Annotated in this window: 14 protein-coding genes; 1 reads left to right on the forward strand and 13 read right to left on the reverse strand. The window is 59.0% G+C overall.

Annotated elements, in window-relative coordinates; all coding sequences use genetic code 11:
* Window positions 1-3: 3 nt before the first annotated feature.
* The 10 genes from murC to rsmH form a co-directional block, all read right to left on the reverse strand.
* A complete protein-coding gene (gene murC / locus NITLEN_RS03195; RefSeq protein ID WP_121988120.1) occupies window positions 4-1,392 on the reverse strand; it encodes a UDP-N-acetylmuramate--L-alanine ligase in 1,389 nt (462 codons plus the stop codon).
* Between the two features lie 67 nt (window positions 1,393-1,459).
* The gene (murG, locus tag NITLEN_RS03200) at window positions 1,460-2,581 is read right to left on the reverse strand and encodes an undecaprenyldiphospho-muramoylpentapeptide beta-N-acetylglucosaminyltransferase (RefSeq protein ID WP_121988121.1); all 1,122 of its coding nucleotides are present in this window, start codon (window positions 2,579-2,581) and stop codon (window positions 1,460-1,462) included.
* Complete coding sequence (gene ftsW, locus NITLEN_RS03205) at window positions 2,578-3,786, reverse strand: putative lipid II flippase FtsW (RefSeq protein ID WP_121988122.1); 1,209 nt, start codon at window positions 3,784-3,786, stop codon at window positions 2,578-2,580. The genes murG and ftsW overlap by 4 nt, the downstream gene beginning before the upstream one ends.
* Window positions 3,787-3,820: 34 nt before the next feature.
* A complete protein-coding gene (murD, locus tag NITLEN_RS03210; protein ID WP_121988123.1) occupies window positions 3,821-5,230 on the reverse strand; it encodes a UDP-N-acetylmuramoyl-L-alanine--D-glutamate ligase in 1,410 nt (469 codons plus the stop codon).
* A 28-nt stretch (window positions 5,231-5,258) separates the two neighbouring features.
* Window positions 5,259-6,335 (reverse strand): phospho-N-acetylmuramoyl-pentapeptide-transferase, encoded by a 1,077-nt coding sequence (gene mraY / locus NITLEN_RS03215; protein ID WP_121988124.1) that lies wholly within the window; start codon window positions 6,333-6,335, stop codon window positions 5,259-5,261.
* A 62-nt stretch (window positions 6,336-6,397) separates the two neighbouring features.
* On the reverse strand, window positions 6,398-7,846 hold the full coding sequence (locus NITLEN_RS03220) for a UDP-N-acetylmuramoyl-tripeptide--D-alanyl-D-alanine ligase (RefSeq protein ID WP_181416604.1): 1,449 nt from the start codon (window positions 7,844-7,846) through the stop codon (window positions 6,398-6,400).
* A gap of 34 nt (window positions 7,847-7,880) precedes the next feature.
* Complete coding sequence (locus tag NITLEN_RS03225; RefSeq protein ID WP_245924371.1) at window positions 7,881-9,386, reverse strand: UDP-N-acetylmuramoyl-L-alanyl-D-glutamate--2,6-diaminopimelate ligase; 1,506 nt, start codon at window positions 9,384-9,386, stop codon at window positions 7,881-7,883.
* Window positions 9,387-9,399: 13 nt separating this feature from the next.
* Window positions 9,400-11,118 carry a peptidoglycan D,D-transpeptidase FtsI family protein gene (locus tag NITLEN_RS03230; RefSeq protein WP_121988126.1) on the reverse strand — a complete coding sequence of 573 codons (1,719 nt, stop codon included), beginning with the start codon at window positions 11,116-11,118 and terminating at the stop codon, window positions 9,400-9,402.
* Window positions 11,118-11,441: a cell division protein FtsL gene (gene ftsL / locus NITLEN_RS03235; RefSeq protein WP_121988127.1), complete on the reverse strand. Its 324-nt coding sequence runs from the start codon at window positions 11,439-11,441 to the stop codon at window positions 11,118-11,120. The genes NITLEN_RS03230 and ftsL overlap by 1 nt, the downstream gene beginning before the upstream one ends.
* The gene (rsmH, locus tag NITLEN_RS03240; protein ID WP_425464134.1) at window positions 11,438-12,358 is read right to left on the reverse strand and encodes a 16S rRNA (cytosine(1402)-N(4))-methyltransferase RsmH; all 921 of its coding nucleotides are present in this window, start codon (window positions 12,356-12,358) and stop codon (window positions 11,438-11,440) included. The genes ftsL and rsmH overlap by 4 nt, the downstream gene beginning before the upstream one ends.
* A 348-nt stretch (window positions 12,359-12,706) precedes the next feature.
* On the opposite strand from rsmH, the gene NITLEN_RS03245 reads away from it, so the two are divergent.
* The gene (locus NITLEN_RS03245) at window positions 12,707-13,738 is read left to right on the forward strand and encodes a TrbL/VirB6 family protein (protein ID WP_146216076.1); all 1,032 of its coding nucleotides are present in this window, start codon (window positions 12,707-12,709) and stop codon (window positions 13,736-13,738) included.
* Between the two features lie 23 nt (window positions 13,739-13,761).
* On the opposite strand, the gene NITLEN_RS03250 is transcribed toward NITLEN_RS03245, so the two are convergent.
* The 3 genes from NITLEN_RS03250 to NITLEN_RS03260 all read right to left on the reverse strand — a co-directional run bounded on the left by NITLEN_RS03250 (window position 13,762) and on the right by NITLEN_RS03260 (window position 17,450).
* On the reverse strand, window positions 13,762-14,790 hold the full coding sequence (locus NITLEN_RS03250) for a WD40/YVTN/BNR-like repeat-containing protein (RefSeq protein WP_121988130.1): 1,029 nt from the start codon (window positions 14,788-14,790) through the stop codon (window positions 13,762-13,764).
* Window positions 14,791-14,814: 24 nt separating this feature from the next.
* Window positions 14,815-15,312 carry a YajQ family cyclic di-GMP-binding protein gene (locus NITLEN_RS03255; RefSeq protein WP_181416605.1) on the reverse strand — a complete coding sequence of 166 codons (498 nt, stop codon included), beginning with the start codon at window positions 15,310-15,312 and terminating at the stop codon, window positions 14,815-14,817.
* A gap of 128 nt (window positions 15,313-15,440) precedes the next feature.
* Window positions 15,441-17,450, reverse strand: coding sequence for a carbon starvation CstA family protein (locus tag NITLEN_RS03260; protein ID WP_121988131.1), 2,010 nt, complete (start codon window positions 17,448-17,450; stop codon window positions 15,441-15,443).
* Window positions 17,451-17,849 lie beyond the last annotated feature (399 nt).

Below are 17,849 nucleotides of genomic sequence, written 5' to 3' on the forward strand. Positions count from 1 at the left end.
TGCCTACGTATTGGGAGCCAGTCGCGCCAGCAACCCCGTCCCCGCTTTCCAAATATCGCCGGCACCCAATGTCACGACCAGATCGCCCGGCTGTAAATGCGGCAGCACCTGATCGGGCAGCGTTTCCTTCTTCTCGACGAAGGTGACGCCCTGGTGGCCGGCGGCCTTGATACGGTCAGCCAGCACGGCGCCCGACACACCCGGGATCGGCGCTTCTCCGGCTGCATAAATGTCCGTCATGAACAGCAGATCCGCTTGATCGAAGGCGTGCGTGAACTCCTCGATCAGATCGCGCGTCCGGCTGTACCGGTGCGGTTGGAACAACACCACCAACCGCCGATCCCATCCCTGTTTCGCCGCCGCCAGCGTGGCTTTCACCTCTGTGGGGTGATGCCCGTAATCGTCCACGACCATGATGTCGTTGGCTTCTCCGCGCAGATGAAACCGCCGCTCGACACCCGTGAACGCCGCCAGGCCCTTGCGGATCAAATCGACGGGCACATCCAGCTCGATCCCAATCGCAATCGCCACCAGCGCGTTGGAGACGTTATGCATACCGGGGACAGCGAGCCGGAAAGGCCCCAGATTTTTTCCGCGGAAATGTGCACGAAACTCGGCACCCCATTGCTTGAGCACGATATCCGTCGCTCTGAAATCCGGCACGACACCGGGAGTTTCTTGCAGTCCATAGGTGTGATAGCGCTTCACAATACGCGGGAACAACGCGCGCAGCCGTTCATCGTCGGAGCACAGCACCGCCAATCCATAGAAAGGAATCTTGTTGATGAACTCCAGAAAGCTGTCATAAATCTTTTCCATCGATCCGTAGTGGTCGAGGTGCTCGCGATCCAGATTGGTCACGGCCACGACCGTCGGCGACAATCGGAGGAAGGACCCGTCACTCTCATCGGCCTCCGCCACCAGCAACTCGCCGCGGCCGAGTCGCGCATGGCTGCCAAGGGCATTCACCTTGCCACCGATCACCATCGTCGGATCCAATCCACCGGACGCCAGCACATTCGCCACCATCGACGTCGTCGTCGTCTTGCCGTGAGCGCCCGCGATCGCCACTCCGAATTTCAAGCGCATCAACTCGGCCAGCATTTCAGCCCGTGGAATCACCGGCACCTGCTTGGCCTTTGCCGCCAGCACTTCCGGATTCGTCGCCGCCACAGCGGAGGAAATCACCACGACCTGCGCTTCGCCGATATTGGCTTCGTGATGGCCGATCGCAATCTTGCCTCCGAGCTCCTCCAGACGCCTGGTGGTTTCCGAGGCTTGCAGATCCGAGCCACTGACCTTGTAGCCCATGGTGAGAAGGACTTCCGCGATCCCGCTCATCCCCGACCCGCCGATACCTACTAGATGAATGTGCTGTGTTTTTCGAAACATGGCTGTTCGCCTCAATCCTGGTGATCCTGTTGATGGTCGCTGTGCCTGCTCTCGCGTCGCTGCCGCATTAGACTCCCGTCGCTCCAACAGTCCGGTGGTTGTCATGATTCACCCCCATGAGCGCATAGCATTCGTGGACGATCCTCTCCGCTGCATCGATTCGACTCATCGCCCGACTCTTCTCCTGCATCGCACGCAAACGATCCGGTTGCCGCAATAACTCGGCGATAGACCCGGCCAACCGCGCCCCGGTCAACTCCGGCTGCGGCAACACCATCGCGCCTCCCGCCGCCTCCATCGCCCGCGCATTCTTCATCTGGTGATCGTAAATGGCCGTTGGCAGCGGGATGAGAATCGCCGGCTTCCCACAGGCCGTGAGCTCCGCAATGGTCATAGCCCCGGCGCGCGCCACCACCAGATCCGCAGCGCGCAAGACGGTCGGCATGTCGTAGAGAAATGGAACAACTTCGGCCACAACACCGGCCTGCCGGTACGCCTCAACGACCCTCGCGTGGTCAGCCTCTCCAGTCTGGTGCGTAATGGAGAGCCGCGGACAGGTCTGCGCCAACGCCTCCAGTCCATCGATGATCGCGCTATTGATCGCCTTCGCCCCTTGACTGCCGCCAAAAACCAACAACCGCTGCCGGTCTTCTGCGGCCGAAGGGGCGGCCGTGATCGCATCCAGAAATGATTGCCGAATCGGCGACCCGACCACGCGAACTTTGTCCTTCGCAAATTTCTCGGCGGCGGAGGCAAATCCCAGAAACACGCGCTGCGCACAAGGGCCGACCGCAATATTGGCCATGCCTGGATAGGCATTCGGCTCCAGAATGACCCGTGCAACCCCTTTCAATGCCGCCGCTACTAACATCGTCGGACTGGTGTAGCCGCCCACGCCGATGACGAGATTCGCCCGGTACCGGGAGATCAACCGCATCGACTGCCAGAGACCGATCGGCACGGACAACAATCCCCGCAAGGCTTCGCCTAGTCCTTTTCCCATCACCGGCTTGGCCGTAATGAGTTCGAGGGAAAATTTTTCGTGCGCCAACACCTTGGTTTCAATCCCTTTCGCCGTACCCACAAAGACGATCTTGGTCGATGGATCGCGCCGCTGAAACTCGCGGGCCAGCGCCACCGCCGGATACAAGTGCCCGCCCGTCCCCCCTGCGGCGATGAGTATCGTCATCCGTGCCCAGACCTGCCGCGCCCGCTCCGTCCCGTCCCCTCCTGAGGCCCTGCTTGCCGATCTCTCGAAATATTCAGCAAGATTCCGACCGCCAGCAGACTGATGACCAGGGACGATCCGCCGTAGCTCACGAAGGGCAAGGTCAATCCCTTGGTCGGCAGCATCCCCGTCGCCACCGCCGCATTCACCAGCGCCTGCCCGCCGATCAACAACGTGATGCCGATGCCCAAATAACGCCCGAAGGGCATCCGGGCTCTGGCTGCAATCTGAAAACCACGCACCACGAACAACGCAAAGAGCAGAATGATCGCGCCCGTGCCTACCAGCCCCAATTCCTCTCCGACCAACGCCAAAACAAAGTCCGTATGGGCTTCGGGAAGAAAGAACAGCTTCTGTTTCCCCTCGCCCAACCCCACTCCGAAAGGACCGCCGCTGCCGAAGGCGAGAAAGGACTGGGTGATCTGAAACCCGGCGTTCGACGCATCTTTCCACGGAGCCAGAAAAGTCAGCAGCCGCTGACGCCGGTAACTCGATCCGAGGACGAGCACCAAAACGACCGGCACCGCGCACAGGGCCAACCCCAGTAGATGTTTCAATTCCGCGCCGCCGAGAAACAACAGTCCGATCGTCACGAGACCGATCACGACCACCGTCCCGAGATCCGGCTCCAACAGCACCAGGCCGCTCAACAGACCGATCACGAGCAGCACCGGCAGCAGGCCAGAGGAGAAGCTTGTGATTCGGTCTTCCTTCTTGGTCAGATAGGCCGCCAGATAAATCACCGCCACCAGCTTGACCATCTCCGCCGGCTGGATCGAAATCGGTCCGAGACGCAACCACCGCCGCGCCCCTTTGGCCGCAACGCCGAGCGATGGGATCAAGACCATCACCAGCAACAGCGCCATCAAACCCAGCAACGGCACCGACAACCGCTTCCACCAGACATAGTCGACCCGCGACGCGACTTGGAGCAGCACAAATCCGAAGGTCAGCCACGCCAGCTGCCGCTTGAGGAAGTAGCCGGAGTCGTGGAACCGATTCCCCGCCACCACCGCGCTCGCGCTGAACACCATCACCAGACCGACCAACGCCAGCACCATGGTGACGATCAATAGCGTGTGGTCCATCGGCACCCGCTTCTTCGCGGCGCGGGGGCTCGTGGTGGGCCACGGCAATGCCAGGGTCCCTGCAGCTCTCTGTGACATCGTTCAGCGTCAAATCCCCTTTGACTCGCCGCCCTTAGGCCGGCAAGGATTGCACAAGGGCCTTAAACTGCCGGCCTCGATCCTGATAATCCGCAAACATGTCGAAACTGGCGCAGGCCGGTGAAAACAACACGACGCCGCCCGAGACGGCACTGTCAGCCGCCGCCTGCACCGCCTCTTTCAATGACGCCGCCCGGCTGATCGTGGAGAATCCGGCCATCGCCTGGGCGATCAAGGGCGTCGCCTCTCCGATCAAGATCAGCCCCTTCACTCGCTGCCGAATCGCCGGCGCGAGCCGAGAAAAATCCCCGCCCTTGTCGCGGCCGCCGGCAATCAACCAAATGGGTTGATCGATACTTTCAATCGCCTTGAGCGTGGCATCGACGTTCGTTCCCTTGGAGTCGTTGACGAACCGGACCCCGCGGCGATCTCGCACAATTTCCAACGCGTGCTCCAGGCCCGGGAAGGTCATGAGTACACGTCTGACCGATTCGAGCGAGCTACCGCTCAACAACGCATAGGTAGCGGCCACCATCGCGTTCTCCACATTGTGATCGCCGATGATCTTGATCTCCTGTCGGCGACAGATCTCCTGCCGCACACCCGTCACCGTCGTGACCAGTCGATCGCCCTCCAGATACGTGCCGCCGGAGACATCCGCCGGCAGAACCGATTGTCTGGTGAATCCCAACACCCGGGCCTTGACGCTGTAGCGAAGGGCCGCGACTCGCTGATCGTCCAGATTGAACAGCGCATAATCAGTCGGCTTCTGGCTTTCGAAAATGCGCCGCTTGGCGGCGACATATTCGTCGATCGACGCATAGCGGTCTTGATGATCCACGGTGACGTTGAGTAACGCCGCAATCCGGGGATGGAATTGCTCCACCGTTTCCAGCTGAAAACTTGAGACTTCAACTACGAGCACATCGAACGGACTTGGCGATCCTTGTTGCGACGCCAGTACCATTTGTATCGCCGCTTCGCTCAAGGCCGTGCCCAGGTTGCCCCCGACAAAGACTCGCTTCCCGCTGTCCTGCAACATTTTGCCGATCAGCGTCACCGTCGTGCTCTTGCCGTTGGTTCCGGTCAGCGCCAGCATCGGGGCCGAGACAAATCGCGACGCCAATTCCAATTCGCTGATCACCTTCACGCCCCGCTGCCGTACCCGCTCCAGAGCTTCCATGCGATAGGGCACGCCGGGGCTGATGACCACGAGCTCAGCCGACTCCAACGCTGTTTCGTACCGGCTGCCGACCGTGACCCCGACACGCGCGTCCTCCAGCTGCGTCAGGACCGAACCCAGCTCACTCCGCTCTTTTCGGTCGGCAACCGTGACGTGAGCGCCAACGGCCTGGAGCAACCGCGCCGCGGCCACGCCGCTACGGGCCAACCCCACCACCGTGACCTTCGTGCCCTGTAGTTCCATCACGCCTTCGCTCACCATACGTATTCCGTCTTCACGCACCGGCCCGTTATCGCAACTTCAGCGTACTCAGGCTTAACAAGGCCAAGAGGATGGCGATGATCCAGAGCCGGACCACCACTTTGGGCTCTTCCCACCCCTTCATCTCGAAATGATGATGAATCGGGGCCATCAGGAAGATCCGCTTCCCACGCGATTTAAACGACACAACTTGAAAAATGACTGACACCGCTTCGATCACGAACACGCCGCCGACCAGCAGCAGCAACAATTCGTGCTTGCTGATGACCGCAACCGTGCCGAGCGCTGCGCCAAGCGGAAGCGACCCCACATCCCCCATGAACACGGACGCCGGGTAGGTGTTGAACCATAAGAACCCAAGGCTCGACCCCAGAATGGCAGCGGTAAACACGGCGATTTCACCGGCGTTTTCGATGTGGGGGATCAACAGGTAGTCCGACATCAATCGGTGCCCGGCCACGTAAGCCACAATCGTATAGGCGAGCGCAGTAATCATCACGGGACCGATGGCCAGGCCGTCGAGGCCGTCGGTCAGATTGACGGCATTGGAACTCCCCACGATGACGAGTACGGCAAAGACGATGTAGAACCAGCCCAGGTCAGGCGTGAAGTTCTTAAAGAACGGCACACTCAGCTTGGTCGTATACCCAGGGAGAAAATACAGTGTGATCGCAATCGCCGAGGCAATCGCGACTTGGGCGGCAAATTTTTGCGACGCCGACAATCCCTTCGATTGCCGCTTGATGAATTTGAGATAGTCATCGGCAAACCCGATCGCGCCGAAACCCACCATCGCCGCGAGCACCAGCCACACATACGGCTTCGTGATGTCGGCCCACAGCAGCGTGGACAGCACCACAGCAAAGAGAATCAAAAGACCGCCCATCGTCGGAGTCCCGCTCTTGGCCAGGTGACTCTTGGGTCCGTCGTTGCGGATCTGTTGACCCAGCTTGATTTCTTGCAGTTTGCGAATGAGCCAGGGGGCCAGAATGAACGCGATGAGGAACGCCGTGACCGCCGCATAAATGATGCGGAAGCTCTGATAGCGAAAGACATTCAGAAACGAGAATTCTGTGTGCAGTGGATATAGCCAGTTATACAGCATAGGACAACCGTCACGACGACGCCGGGGGCTTACAGCGCCGAGCCCGTCTCTACCCCTGAAAGTTACGAGGCCTTCTTCGACACCCGCTTCACGCCTTGCAAGGCATCGACCACCTGCTCCATCTTCATTCCGCGCGACGCCTTGACCAGCACGACATCACCGGACACGGCCATCGTTTTGACGGCAGCCGCCGCGGCAACGGCATCGGGCAATTCTTGCACTCTTGCTGGATCCATCCCCGCCCGGCGCGCACCGTCCGCCAGACCGCGCCCCAACGGCCCGCAGGCGATCAATCGAGAAATGCCCTGCTGCGCCACAAAGGCACCGACTTCTTCGTGCATCCGCATCGCACCCGAGCCGAGCTCCAGCATATCGCCCAAGACGGCGATGGTCGTTCGTCCACTCCCCGCCTGAGCCAGCAATTGGACCGCTGCCTTCATCGACGCGGGGTTGGCGTTATAGCAATCGTTGATCACGCGTATCCCGTGGCTCATGACGACTTGCGACCGCATCGCGGCCGGACGGAATCGAGACAAGCCCTGCGCAATCACGGCGCCGGACACGCCGAGCACCGTTCCGACTGCGGCGGCCGCCAAGGCATTGGTCACATTGTGGGAACCCTGCACCTTGATTCGCACGATCGTATGCCGGACCTTCCCCGGAAGAAGCAGCCGGAACATCGTCCCATCACGCCCATCTGACTTTTCGTGCAACGCCCGCACATCAGCCTTCGGCGAATAGCCGAACGACACCACACGGCATTGGGCTCGCGCGGCCAGATAGTCGAAATACGGATCGTCGGCGTTCAGAATGGCTGTCCCGTCCGGAGGAAGGAGATCGAGCAACTCCGCCTTCGCCTGCGCCGATCCTTCCATACTGCCGAAAAACTCCAGGTGATCCGGCCCGATATTCGTAATGACGCCGATGGTCGGGCGAGCGATTTCACAGAGACGCGTCGTCTGCCCGAGGTTATCGACACCCATTTCGATGACGGCCGCTTCATGCCGACCCGTCAATCTCAAGAGGGTGTGAGGAACTCCGATTCGATTATTGAAGTTGCTCTCCGTCTTCAACACGCGCCAGCGCTGCCCCATCACGCTCGCCACCATTTCCTTCGTGGTGGTTTTCCCGTTACTGCCCGTCACGGCCACCAGCGGGATATCGAACCGACTGCGGTGATGCGTAGCCAGCTGCTGATAGGCAAAGAGCGGATCGCGCACACCCAGAATGAACGGGGGTGCCGACTTGGGCCCTGCCGTCAACAGCGCCGGGGGAACCACGTAGCTGTCATGCACAATGGCACCGACCGCACCTCGGGACAGCGCCGCCGCCACATAGTCATGGCCGTCGAATTTATCGCCGCGAATCGCGATGAACAGATCTCCGGCACGGATCGCCCGCGAGTCGAGGCTGAGCTGTCGAATGCGTTGCTTCGCCCACCGAGGCGCATCGCCGGAAAGCATTTTGACGCTGATCACTTCTCGAAGTTCTTCACCGGTTAACAGCGGCATGATCATCCCAATCTGTGACAGAGCCTCGCTTGAATCAGGCACAATGCGTCAATTCACGAATCGCATCACGGGCGACTTCGCGATCGTCGAAGTGAAATTTCTTCGTCCCGATAATCTGATAGTCTTCGTGCCCCTTCCCGGCAATGAGGACCATATCGCCGGGCCGAGCGGCCCGCATCGCCGTCGCGATCGCTTCACGGCGATCGGCCACCTTCTGATAGGTCACGTGGGATCGCTGTTGCAGCGCATCCCGCACGCCGACTTCCACTTCATCGAGAATCGCCAGGGGATTTTCCGTGCGCGGATTGTCCGAGGTGAGAATGACCACATCACTCTGCTGAACGGCGGCGCGACCCATTTTAGGCCGCTTCCCGCGATCGCGATCTCCCCCGCATCCAAACACTGTGATGATCCGGCCTGCTTTCAATGCCTGCGCCGCCGTCAGCAACCGAACCAGCGCGTCTTCGGTATGGGCGTAGTCCACGACAACCGTGAACGGCTGCCCGGCCATGACGCGCTCGAATCGACCGGGCACATTGGTGACGCGGGTCACGGCCTGCCGCACCTGGTCGATCGTGGCCCCTTCGTGCAAAGCCACGCCGATCGCCGCCAACATGTTATAGACGTTGTGTTCGCCGACCAGATGACTCTCGACCGGAAAGGTCCCAGCAGGCGTTGCCGCCATAAATGTCGTGCCGTCGAGAGAGAGACGAACCTGTTCCGCTCGAAGATCGGCCTTATCCTTGATGCCATAGGTCCACACCGGCACGGCACAAAGAGACGCGATGCGGGCGCCGCTTGGGTCATCGCTGTTGACGATGGCCCGCTTGTTCGGCTTCTGGATCCCGGTCAATCCCGTGAAGAGCCGGAGCTTGGCCTGAAAATATTCTTCCATCGTCTTATGAAAATCGAGATGGTCCTGGGTCAAGTTGGAGAACACGGCCACGTCGTATTCAGTCCCACTCACCCGATCTTGCGCGAGCGCATGCGATGACACTTCCATCACCGCTGCCGAGCATCTGCCGTCGACCATCTTCTTCAAAAGCTGCTGCAACTCCAACGCACCTGGTGTGGTATGGGAGGCAGGGATAATCTCGCTCCCGATTTGATAGGCCACGGTTCCGATCAAGCCGACTCGGCCTCCAATCGATTCCAACAAAGCCTTGCAGACATAAGAGGTGGTCGTTTTCCCATTCGTGCCGGTGATGCCGATCATCCGCAGCCGTCCTGAGGGATCGCCATAAAACCGGCTTCCCAAATATCCCAGCGCCTTGCGTGAGTCCGCCACCCGCACGTACGAACGGTCCACTTCGGCTACCGCCTCCTGCATGACTACGGCCGCCGCGCCAGACGCGAGCGCAGACGAGATATACCGGTGACCATCAACCTGCTCGCCCTTGACGGCCACGAACAGACTTCCCGCCTGCACGGCTCTAGAATCATCCGTGATCGCTGTCAGCGACACCCGGAGATCCCCCGCTTGCTCAAGAACCTTCACCTGCCCACGTAATGACTGCACTAATTCTTCGAGGGTCATCATCTTATTACCCGACCTATCGACGGTTTGACGCCATAGCCAGCTTGACCGGCTCGTCCGATGAGACTCCAAGGTAGTTCAACACCTGCTCGCCCACGCGGCGGAAAACGGGCGCGGCCACGGTTCCGCCCCAAGACTCACCCTGCGGCTCATCGATCACCACGATCATCGCCAATCGGGGATTGTCGGCGGGAACAAACCCAACAAAGGAACCGACAAACAATGTCGAAGAGTAGCCGCCGGTGCGCGGATCGATCTTCTGCGCCGTGCCCGTCTTGCCAGCCACTCTGAATCCAGGGATTGCGGCCTTATTTCCAGTCCCATCGGTCACCACGCCTTCAAGAATCGACGTCACCGTCCGCGCCGTTTCAGGCGACACCACGCGACGCTTGACTTGCGGCAAAATCTGACGAAGAGTTTTCCCCTGCGCATCACGCACTTCGGACACCACGTAGGGCTTCATCAAGACTCCGCCGTTCGCCAGGGCCGCCACGGCAGACACCATCTGGATCGGCGTGACACCGATTTCTTGCCCCATCGAAATTGACGCCAATGACCGGCGCCCCCATTCCCCAGGATGCTTGACCAATCCGCCGACCTCCCCAGGGAGGTCGATTTCGGTCTTTTGCCCGAATCCAAAGGCCTGCAGATACCGATAGAGACGCTGATCGCCCAGCGCCATCCCGGTTTTGGCCGCGCCGATGTTGCTCGACTTCTGAATCACCTGCGAAAACGTCATCCAGCCGAGCTTTTCGTGGTCATGGATCACGGTATTCGCAATCGTCATCCGGCCGTTTTCGCCATACAGCATGGTACTCGGCTTCATGACTTTCTCTTCCACCGCTGCAGCCGCCACGAGCGCCTTCATCGTCGAACCAGGCTCATAGGTATCCGTCAACGCCCGATTCCTCCAACGATCCGCCGTCAGAGATGACATGGCATTCGGATCGAACCGAGGACTGATTGCCAACGCCAAAACGGCACCGGTCTGAGGATCGAGCACAATGACGGTGCCTGATTTGGCCCGTGACTTGGTGACCGCTTCTTCTAATTCTTTTTCAGCGATGTACTGAACGACTTCGTCGATCGTGATGACTAAACTATGACCGGCGGCGGGAACTTGCTCGGCCTGGCCTTTCGGGAACACCGTCCGACCCATAGCATCGCGCTGCAAAACCACAACTCGCTTTTCGCCATGGAGTTGCGACTCATACCGCCGCTCAATCCCCTCAAGCCCTTCTCCATCCATCCCGGCGAATCCCAACACATGAGCCAGAAGCGGACCCTTGGGATAGAACCGACGGCCCTCCATCACCAGCCCGATCCCCTCCATCGGCATATGCTCCAGGCGGTGCCCCTGCTCAGGATCCAACTTCCTGGCCAGCCACACGAAACTGCGATCCTGTCGCAGCTTCTTCTCCAACTCATCGGTTCGAATGCGCAGCACCGGAGAGAGAGACCGAGCCGTCTTGGCAGGACTTTCGAGCGCAGTGGGGATACCGAACACGGAAGGCACTTCCATATTCATGGCGAGCACTTTGCCATGACGATCTACAACAGTCCCTCGAGCACCCTCCAAGGACACCGTTTTCTGATGTTGACGGTCAGCCTTGGCCGTGAGCTCAGCCGCCTGTAAGACTTGCAGGCTCACCAACCGAAACAGCACCACCGCAAACCCGCAGAGCATCATCAGCAACAACACGTACCGTCTGGCCCGTGACGGCGAACCAGTCACTATCGCCTCCCGTTCAACACATCATTCCTGGCAATCCGCAGTTCCACAGCGGATGCAGGCGAGTCCTTCGTTTTCGATTGCACCATCACGACCTGACCAGGCTGGGGCAAGCTCATACCGAATTTTTCCGTGGCGACTTTTGCAATCCGATCGGGCGAACTCAGCGCCGAGAATTTCACCTTGAGCTCATCGCGTTCGCGCTCCAACACCACCTTCTCATGCTTCAATCGTTCAACCTGATAACCCAGGCGCACCATATCCACCCGCTCCCACACAAAGACGAAGACGAGACAGAGCCCGGCCGTCACTGCCAGCATTTTCATTGGGCAGACTCCTTTGACAGACGCTCGGCAACCCGCAGCTTGGCGCTTCGCGCGCGCGGATTCGCCTGACACTCGGCTTCGGAAGGGACTTGCGGACGCTTAGTCAACACCGCGACCTTGGGGTGTGGCCGCTCGGCCAGAGAGCGAAACGTGTGCTTCACGATCCGATCTTCGAGCGAATGAAACGATATGACGGCAAGACGGCCACCGGGCCGCAACATATCGACCGCATCACGGATCGCCGGCTCAAGCACATCCAACTCGCGATTGACCGCAATACGAAGCGCTTGAAATGTTCTCGTTGCACAGTGGATATGCCCGTGCCGATATGCGACGGGAACGGACTCCTTGATCACCGCCGTCAATTCTTGCGTCGATGACAGTGCATTCCGTTCACGCGCACGAACAATGGCACGCGCAATACGCCGGGAGAATCGCTCCTCGCCATACTGGAAGATGAGATCTGCCAATTCGGACTCGGGCAACCTACCCACCAACTCTCCGGCCGTCATACCCGTTGATTGATCCATGCGCATATCGAGTGGTCCGTCTTCCCGAAAACTGAATCCCCGATTCGAGTCGTCTAACTGCGGCGACGACACGCCAAGATCAAAGAGCGCACCGTCGACCTCTGGAATATCGACACTCCGCAATAACTGCCTCACGTCAACAAAGTCCCCCTTGAGCAGAATTGCCCGACTGCCAAATCTGGCAAGCCTGTTACGAGAGTACGCAAGCGCTTCTTCGTCCCGATCAATGCCGATAAGGACGGTTCCATCCCCAGCCCTTTCAAGTAGCCGCTCACTATGCCCACCATACCCCACCGTACCGTCAACAAAAGTCTCTGACCTGTCCGTGACAAGCCAAGCTGTTATTTCATCAAGAAAAACAGAAACATGCCTCGGCTTGCTCGATATTTTATCCTCACCACTTATATCCACTTTCCCCCACTTGCGAGCCGAGTATACTCCCGTTGAACTCCTTGTCAATAGCAAATTCATGGACTTAGGCGATCGGACTCGTTTGCGGAAATTCGCTCTATTTTTCAGAGAGGACGGTCACTTTTGAGGGGAGTCATCGAATGGCTACGCCTCCTGTATCTTCATACTTTCAAAGCCAGAAACGGCTTGAGCATGACCCGTGAGACTCCCTGCTACAGGTTCGCACGCCGCGCTCCAACACGATCACACAATGGCTCAGGGAATGAAGGCTCCTAATGGTGCAGATTCGTTGACTTTGCCAGACCTTGAGGCGAAAATCCCTTCATGACGCCTACTACCCGCAATAACCTCCTAACCAGCATCTTTGCACTGCTCTTTCTCCCAGCTCCCCTCACCCCGGCTCCTCCAGCCGACGCAGCGCCGCTTCTTGAGTTTTGCGAACACAGCTCTCCCGACCAACAGCTCAGAGCCTCAAAGGGTACTGCCGGCTGTGTTCCCCTCATGGAAAAGAAAGATCCATCCGCATCAGATGGCCGCACACCTCAAGAGCCGACCCGCCAACTGAAGATCGACAATCTGCAGTTGGAAGTCACGACCTTTCTCCAGAAGTACAACCAGTTCCTTGAGTGCTGTCGCACGGACCTAGCAGAGCTGCAATCAGTCGAAGAACTCGGCAATGACGTCAATGAATTGCTCACCATGGCTCAGTCCGGCCTCTTCAGCGAACATATGAAGCTCAGAGGGTGGACCCTCGCAGAGCTTCTTCCGCCCGTCGCCAAAGCGCGCACCGACCTGAAGCGATTGCACGCCAAACTGGAAGCGATCGGCAATGCACGAAACCAACTCGGCCAGCTTGACTATGAATCAGCGGCACACGAATCGCGCCGCATTCAAGAGATCGAAGATTCTATACAAACAGACTTCCGGGTCCGCTCTCTGCCGGTAGGTCCGAAAACGGGAACTGGTATCGGAGCCGGCTCAACCGCCGGCACGAGCATCGGAAAAACTCCGCGATCAGGAACGGATATCGGATCGGGCGGCTCTCAGGGAGGAGATGTCGGAGCATCGCCGCGAAGCGGAGCAAACATTGGCGCCAGCGGGCCGACCGGCTTTGACATCGGCGCGACCGGCCGCGCAGGAGCGGATATCGGTGAGTCCCGCTTGAATTCAGATCAATCCGCGGTGGGATCAAGCTTGCAGCAGTCTACGGTAGGATCGAGCATCGGGGATACGGCGGTAGGATCGAGCCTGGGCCAGTCGACCATCGGGTCCAGCTTGAGCGACACCTCCGTCGGTTCATCCCTCGGCGGATCATCAGTCGGATCAAGCCTACAGAATCGCAGCACCACTCGCTGACGTTCTCATTTCACTCACAGCCATTACGGTCGCAGCTCATTCCCGGCATACAGCGGCGGCATCGACTCCCACGTCTCCCCCGCATCGTTACTCCGATACAACCCGCTCCCGTTCGTTCCCGCATAGAATAGCTTCGGATCCGACGGGCTCTGTGCGATCGTTCTGATGTTGGTTGTGGCAAACCCGCTGTTGATCGAGGTCCACGTTGCACCGCCGTCTTCACTGCGATGCACACCATCACGCCCTGTAATGTAGACCACGCCTCTGCGAGCCCGATCAAGCGCCATCGCGATGATCATCTGATCCGCAAGCGACTCCCCGATCCGCTTCCACGACGCAGCCGCATCCGTTGACTTGTAGAGGCCGGCCAGCGTCGCCGCATAGACGGTATCCGGCTCGTAGGGATCGACCTGTACCGACGTCACATTCAACGCCCGCGACGTCTTCACCATGCCGGCCGGCACCAATCCGTTGTTTACCTTTTCCCAATGCTCCGCCTGATCGATCGACTTGTATACGCCCCCGCTCGTCCCCGCATACAGGATCGCCGGGCGCGTCGGATCCATGCCCAGCGTCACGACCATCAGCACTTCCTTCATTCCCTCCATCTTCTTTGACCAGTTCTCACCGCCGTTCTTGGTCTCATAGACCCCCATCGTGGTGGCGAGAAAAATGTGCTGGCTGTCGGCCGGATCGAAGAGGAGTTGATTCACCACCGACGTAATCGTGGCATCATCAAGGCCCGAGCGCATCGATACCCATCGCTGGCCGCCATCGTGACTCTTGAAAACCGCATCGCCTTTCGTCCCCGCGTACACCGTCGCGGGATAGGCCGGATCGATCGCCATCGAGATCACGCGTGAGTGACTCATTCCCCTCGATAAATTCGTCCAGGTCTGCCCGGCGTCACGCGTCTTATAGATATAGTCGTTCGTCGCGACGTAAATGATGTCAGGATTCTTGGGGTGAAGCTGGAGCACGACAATGGGGTCGCTGCGATTACAGCCGACCAGACAAACGAGAAGAAGAAGCAGAGAGAGAAAGCGGTTCATGAGATGGAGGCGATCGCCATCTCCTTAACGATAGTTAGTAAACTGGAGATCAATGCCGAAATCTTTCCCCTTGAGGAACGTCATCGTGGCCTGTAAATCGTCTTTGCTCTTGCTGAGCACCCGCACCTGCTCCCCCTGAATCTGCGCCTGCACTTTCAGCTTCGATTCCTTCACCGCCTTCGTAATCTCTTTAGCCTTCTCGGTGACAATCCCGCTTTGAATCTTGGCCGTCTGCCGCACCGTCCCGCTGAGCGCCGGCTCAATGGCGCCGTAATCGAACGCCTTCAGCGACACGCCACGCTTCGTACACTTTGTCTTGATGATGTCGATCACCGCGTTCAGCTTATACTCGTCATCCGACAAAATGACGAGCTCCTTTTCCTTCTCCTTCAGCGTGATCTCGGTCTTGGAATCCTTGAAGTCGAACCGCTGCTTCACTTCCTTCGTCGCCTGATCGACCACATTCCGCAACTCCTGCATGTTTACTTCTGAGACCACATCAAACGAAAATTGATCCGCCACAATCCCCTCCTTCTTGCATTTTACCTACCCCAAGGCCTGGTTGGTCCTCACCTGCGCGCGTCGAACGAGCACCGCTTCATCGTGCGCGTTCCGCGAGCAAGAGGACGACCAGGCTGCACGACCTCGCCCTAACAACATCCGCCACCGTGCGGCAGTCGGAAACATTTATCCTTTTCACCATCAGTAATTGCCGTCTGCATCCGGCCCGCCGAGCCGCCCCCCGCCATCACCACCACTTCACTGCTCGTGAACGGCTTTTTCAAAATCACATAGCCATACCACTGTCTCAGGCTGTCGCTCAAGACGATCAATCCAAGAATGGCCACCACCGCCACCAGCACTGCATCCAGATACAAGGCGAACGCCTGCCCCGCCGCCAGCGTCGCCGCCTTCTTCATAAACATCCCGAACATTTCATAGGACCCCGCCAGCGTCACCACGCCGACAAACAACATCGGCGCTGCAGTCACCCAAAGATAGGGTGATTTCCACATCTTGATCAACACCGTCGTCCCGATACAGAGCGCCAGCGTTCCCAACAGCTGATTCGCCGCGCCGAACATCGGCCAGATCGTCGAGATACTTCCCGTCCCAATCAAATACGACCAAGACCCGACCACAAACGCGCTGCTCAACAGCACGCCGGGCCACCAATTCATCCGGCGAAACGGCGCGTACACCCGCCCCGCCATTTCCTGAATCAGATAGCGCGCCACACGGGTCCCCGTATCGATCGTCGTCAGAATGAACAGCGCCTCGAATACCAGCGCAAACTGATACCAATAGGCCATCAACCCCGACATGCCGGGCAGCGCCGCAAAAATCGAGGCCATACCCACCGCAAGCGACACTGCTCCGCCGGGCCGCCCCGCCACATCCACCTCGACCAACTGCGACAGTTCCGCAATGCGCGATGGCGCAAACCCCATCGCCGCCAACGTATCGGGGCTTAACGCGGTATTGATCGCCAAATAGTCGCCGGGAATCAGGACCGACGCCGCAATCAACGCCATCACGCCGACGAAACTCTCCAGCAGCATCGCCGCATAGCCCACGACTGCCTGCGACTCCTGTTCAATCATCTTCGGCGTCGTGCCGGAGGCCACGAGTGAATGAAAGCCCGACACCGCTCCGCAGGCGATCGTGATGAAGAGAAAAGGAAAGAGCGTGCCGGGGATAATCGGCCCGCCGCCGGCAGCGAATGCTGTAACACGCGGCATCTCAATCGTCGGCGCCATGAGGACCACGCCGAATCCCAGCAGAAACACAACGCCGAGCTTCATAAAGGTGGAGAGGTAGCCGCGCGGCACCAGCAGCATCCAGCCCGGCAGCACCGAGGCAAGAAACCCGTAGCCACCCAGGAGCCAGACCAGCGTTGGCCGGTCAAACTCAAACCACGCGGCAAACGACGACTGGCCGACGACACGCCCGAACAGCACCGCCGCAATCAACAGCACCACTCCAAGGACAGAGACTTCCGCCACTGCGCCGGGACGAAACTTTTGAAGATAGAAGCCCATGATAAAGCCGATAGGAATCGTCATCGCAATCGTGAACGTGCCCCAGGCATTGTGATAGAGCGCATTCACCACCGCAAAGCCCAATCCGGCCAGTGCCACGACCACAATAAAGAGCACTGCTACCGCCGTGGCCGTCCCGGTGATGGAGCCGAGTTCATCATGCGCAATTTCAGGAAGCGAGCGCCCGTTCCGCCGCATCGAGGCCACGAGGATGATGAAATCCTGCACCGCGCCAGCCAGCACCGCGCCAATCACCAGCCAGAGAAACCCGGGAAGAAACCCGAACTGCGCCGCGAGCACCGGACCCAGCAACGGACCAGCCCCCGCAATCGCCGCGAAGTGATGGCCGAAGAGCACAACCTTATTCGTGGGGTGGAAATTCACTCCGTCGTTCATGCGAACGGCAGGAGTGACACGTTGATTGTTCAACTCAAGGACCTGCCTGGCCAGCCAACGGCCATAAAACCGATAGGCCAGCACATAGATGCACGCCGCCGCCACAACGAGCCACAGACCATTCACTTTTTCGTGGGGATTGACGACACCGACAACATGGGCAAGAGCCACCGCGCCAAGCAGAGATAATAGCGCCCAGAGCAGATTCACAGCCGCTTTCATGCGGCGCATCCTAACAACCCGTCGGCTGCTTGTAAATCAAGCCTCTTCTCGCTATTCCGACGAGGCGAGATAAGCCTAAAGAGACGTCCAGCTTGAGGCTTCCCAGTCCCAGCGTTCTCCGTGAGCGGTGCCTATGTCTTCCGCCAAAGAACACATCGATATCCTTGGGGTCTTCCACGAAGCCCTCAGCATTGACCGGTACTTACGGTAACTCGCCCAGCTACACGGCCCCCACTCCTCACGTGCCATCAGCAACGTACCCGCAAGCGCAGCCGCCACTTCATCAACTTCGATCAGCCTGAGCTCATCATCGAAGCCATTCAAGACATGCTCGCCTCCCGCCCACAACCATGAGCGTACGTCAACCCGAAGCCCGCGCAGGAATCGGAACGGCAGCCT

The organism is Nitrospira lenta (assembly GCF_900403705.1).
Lineage (GTDB): Bacteria > Nitrospirota > Nitrospiria > Nitrospirales > Nitrospiraceae > Nitrospira_D > Nitrospira_D lenta.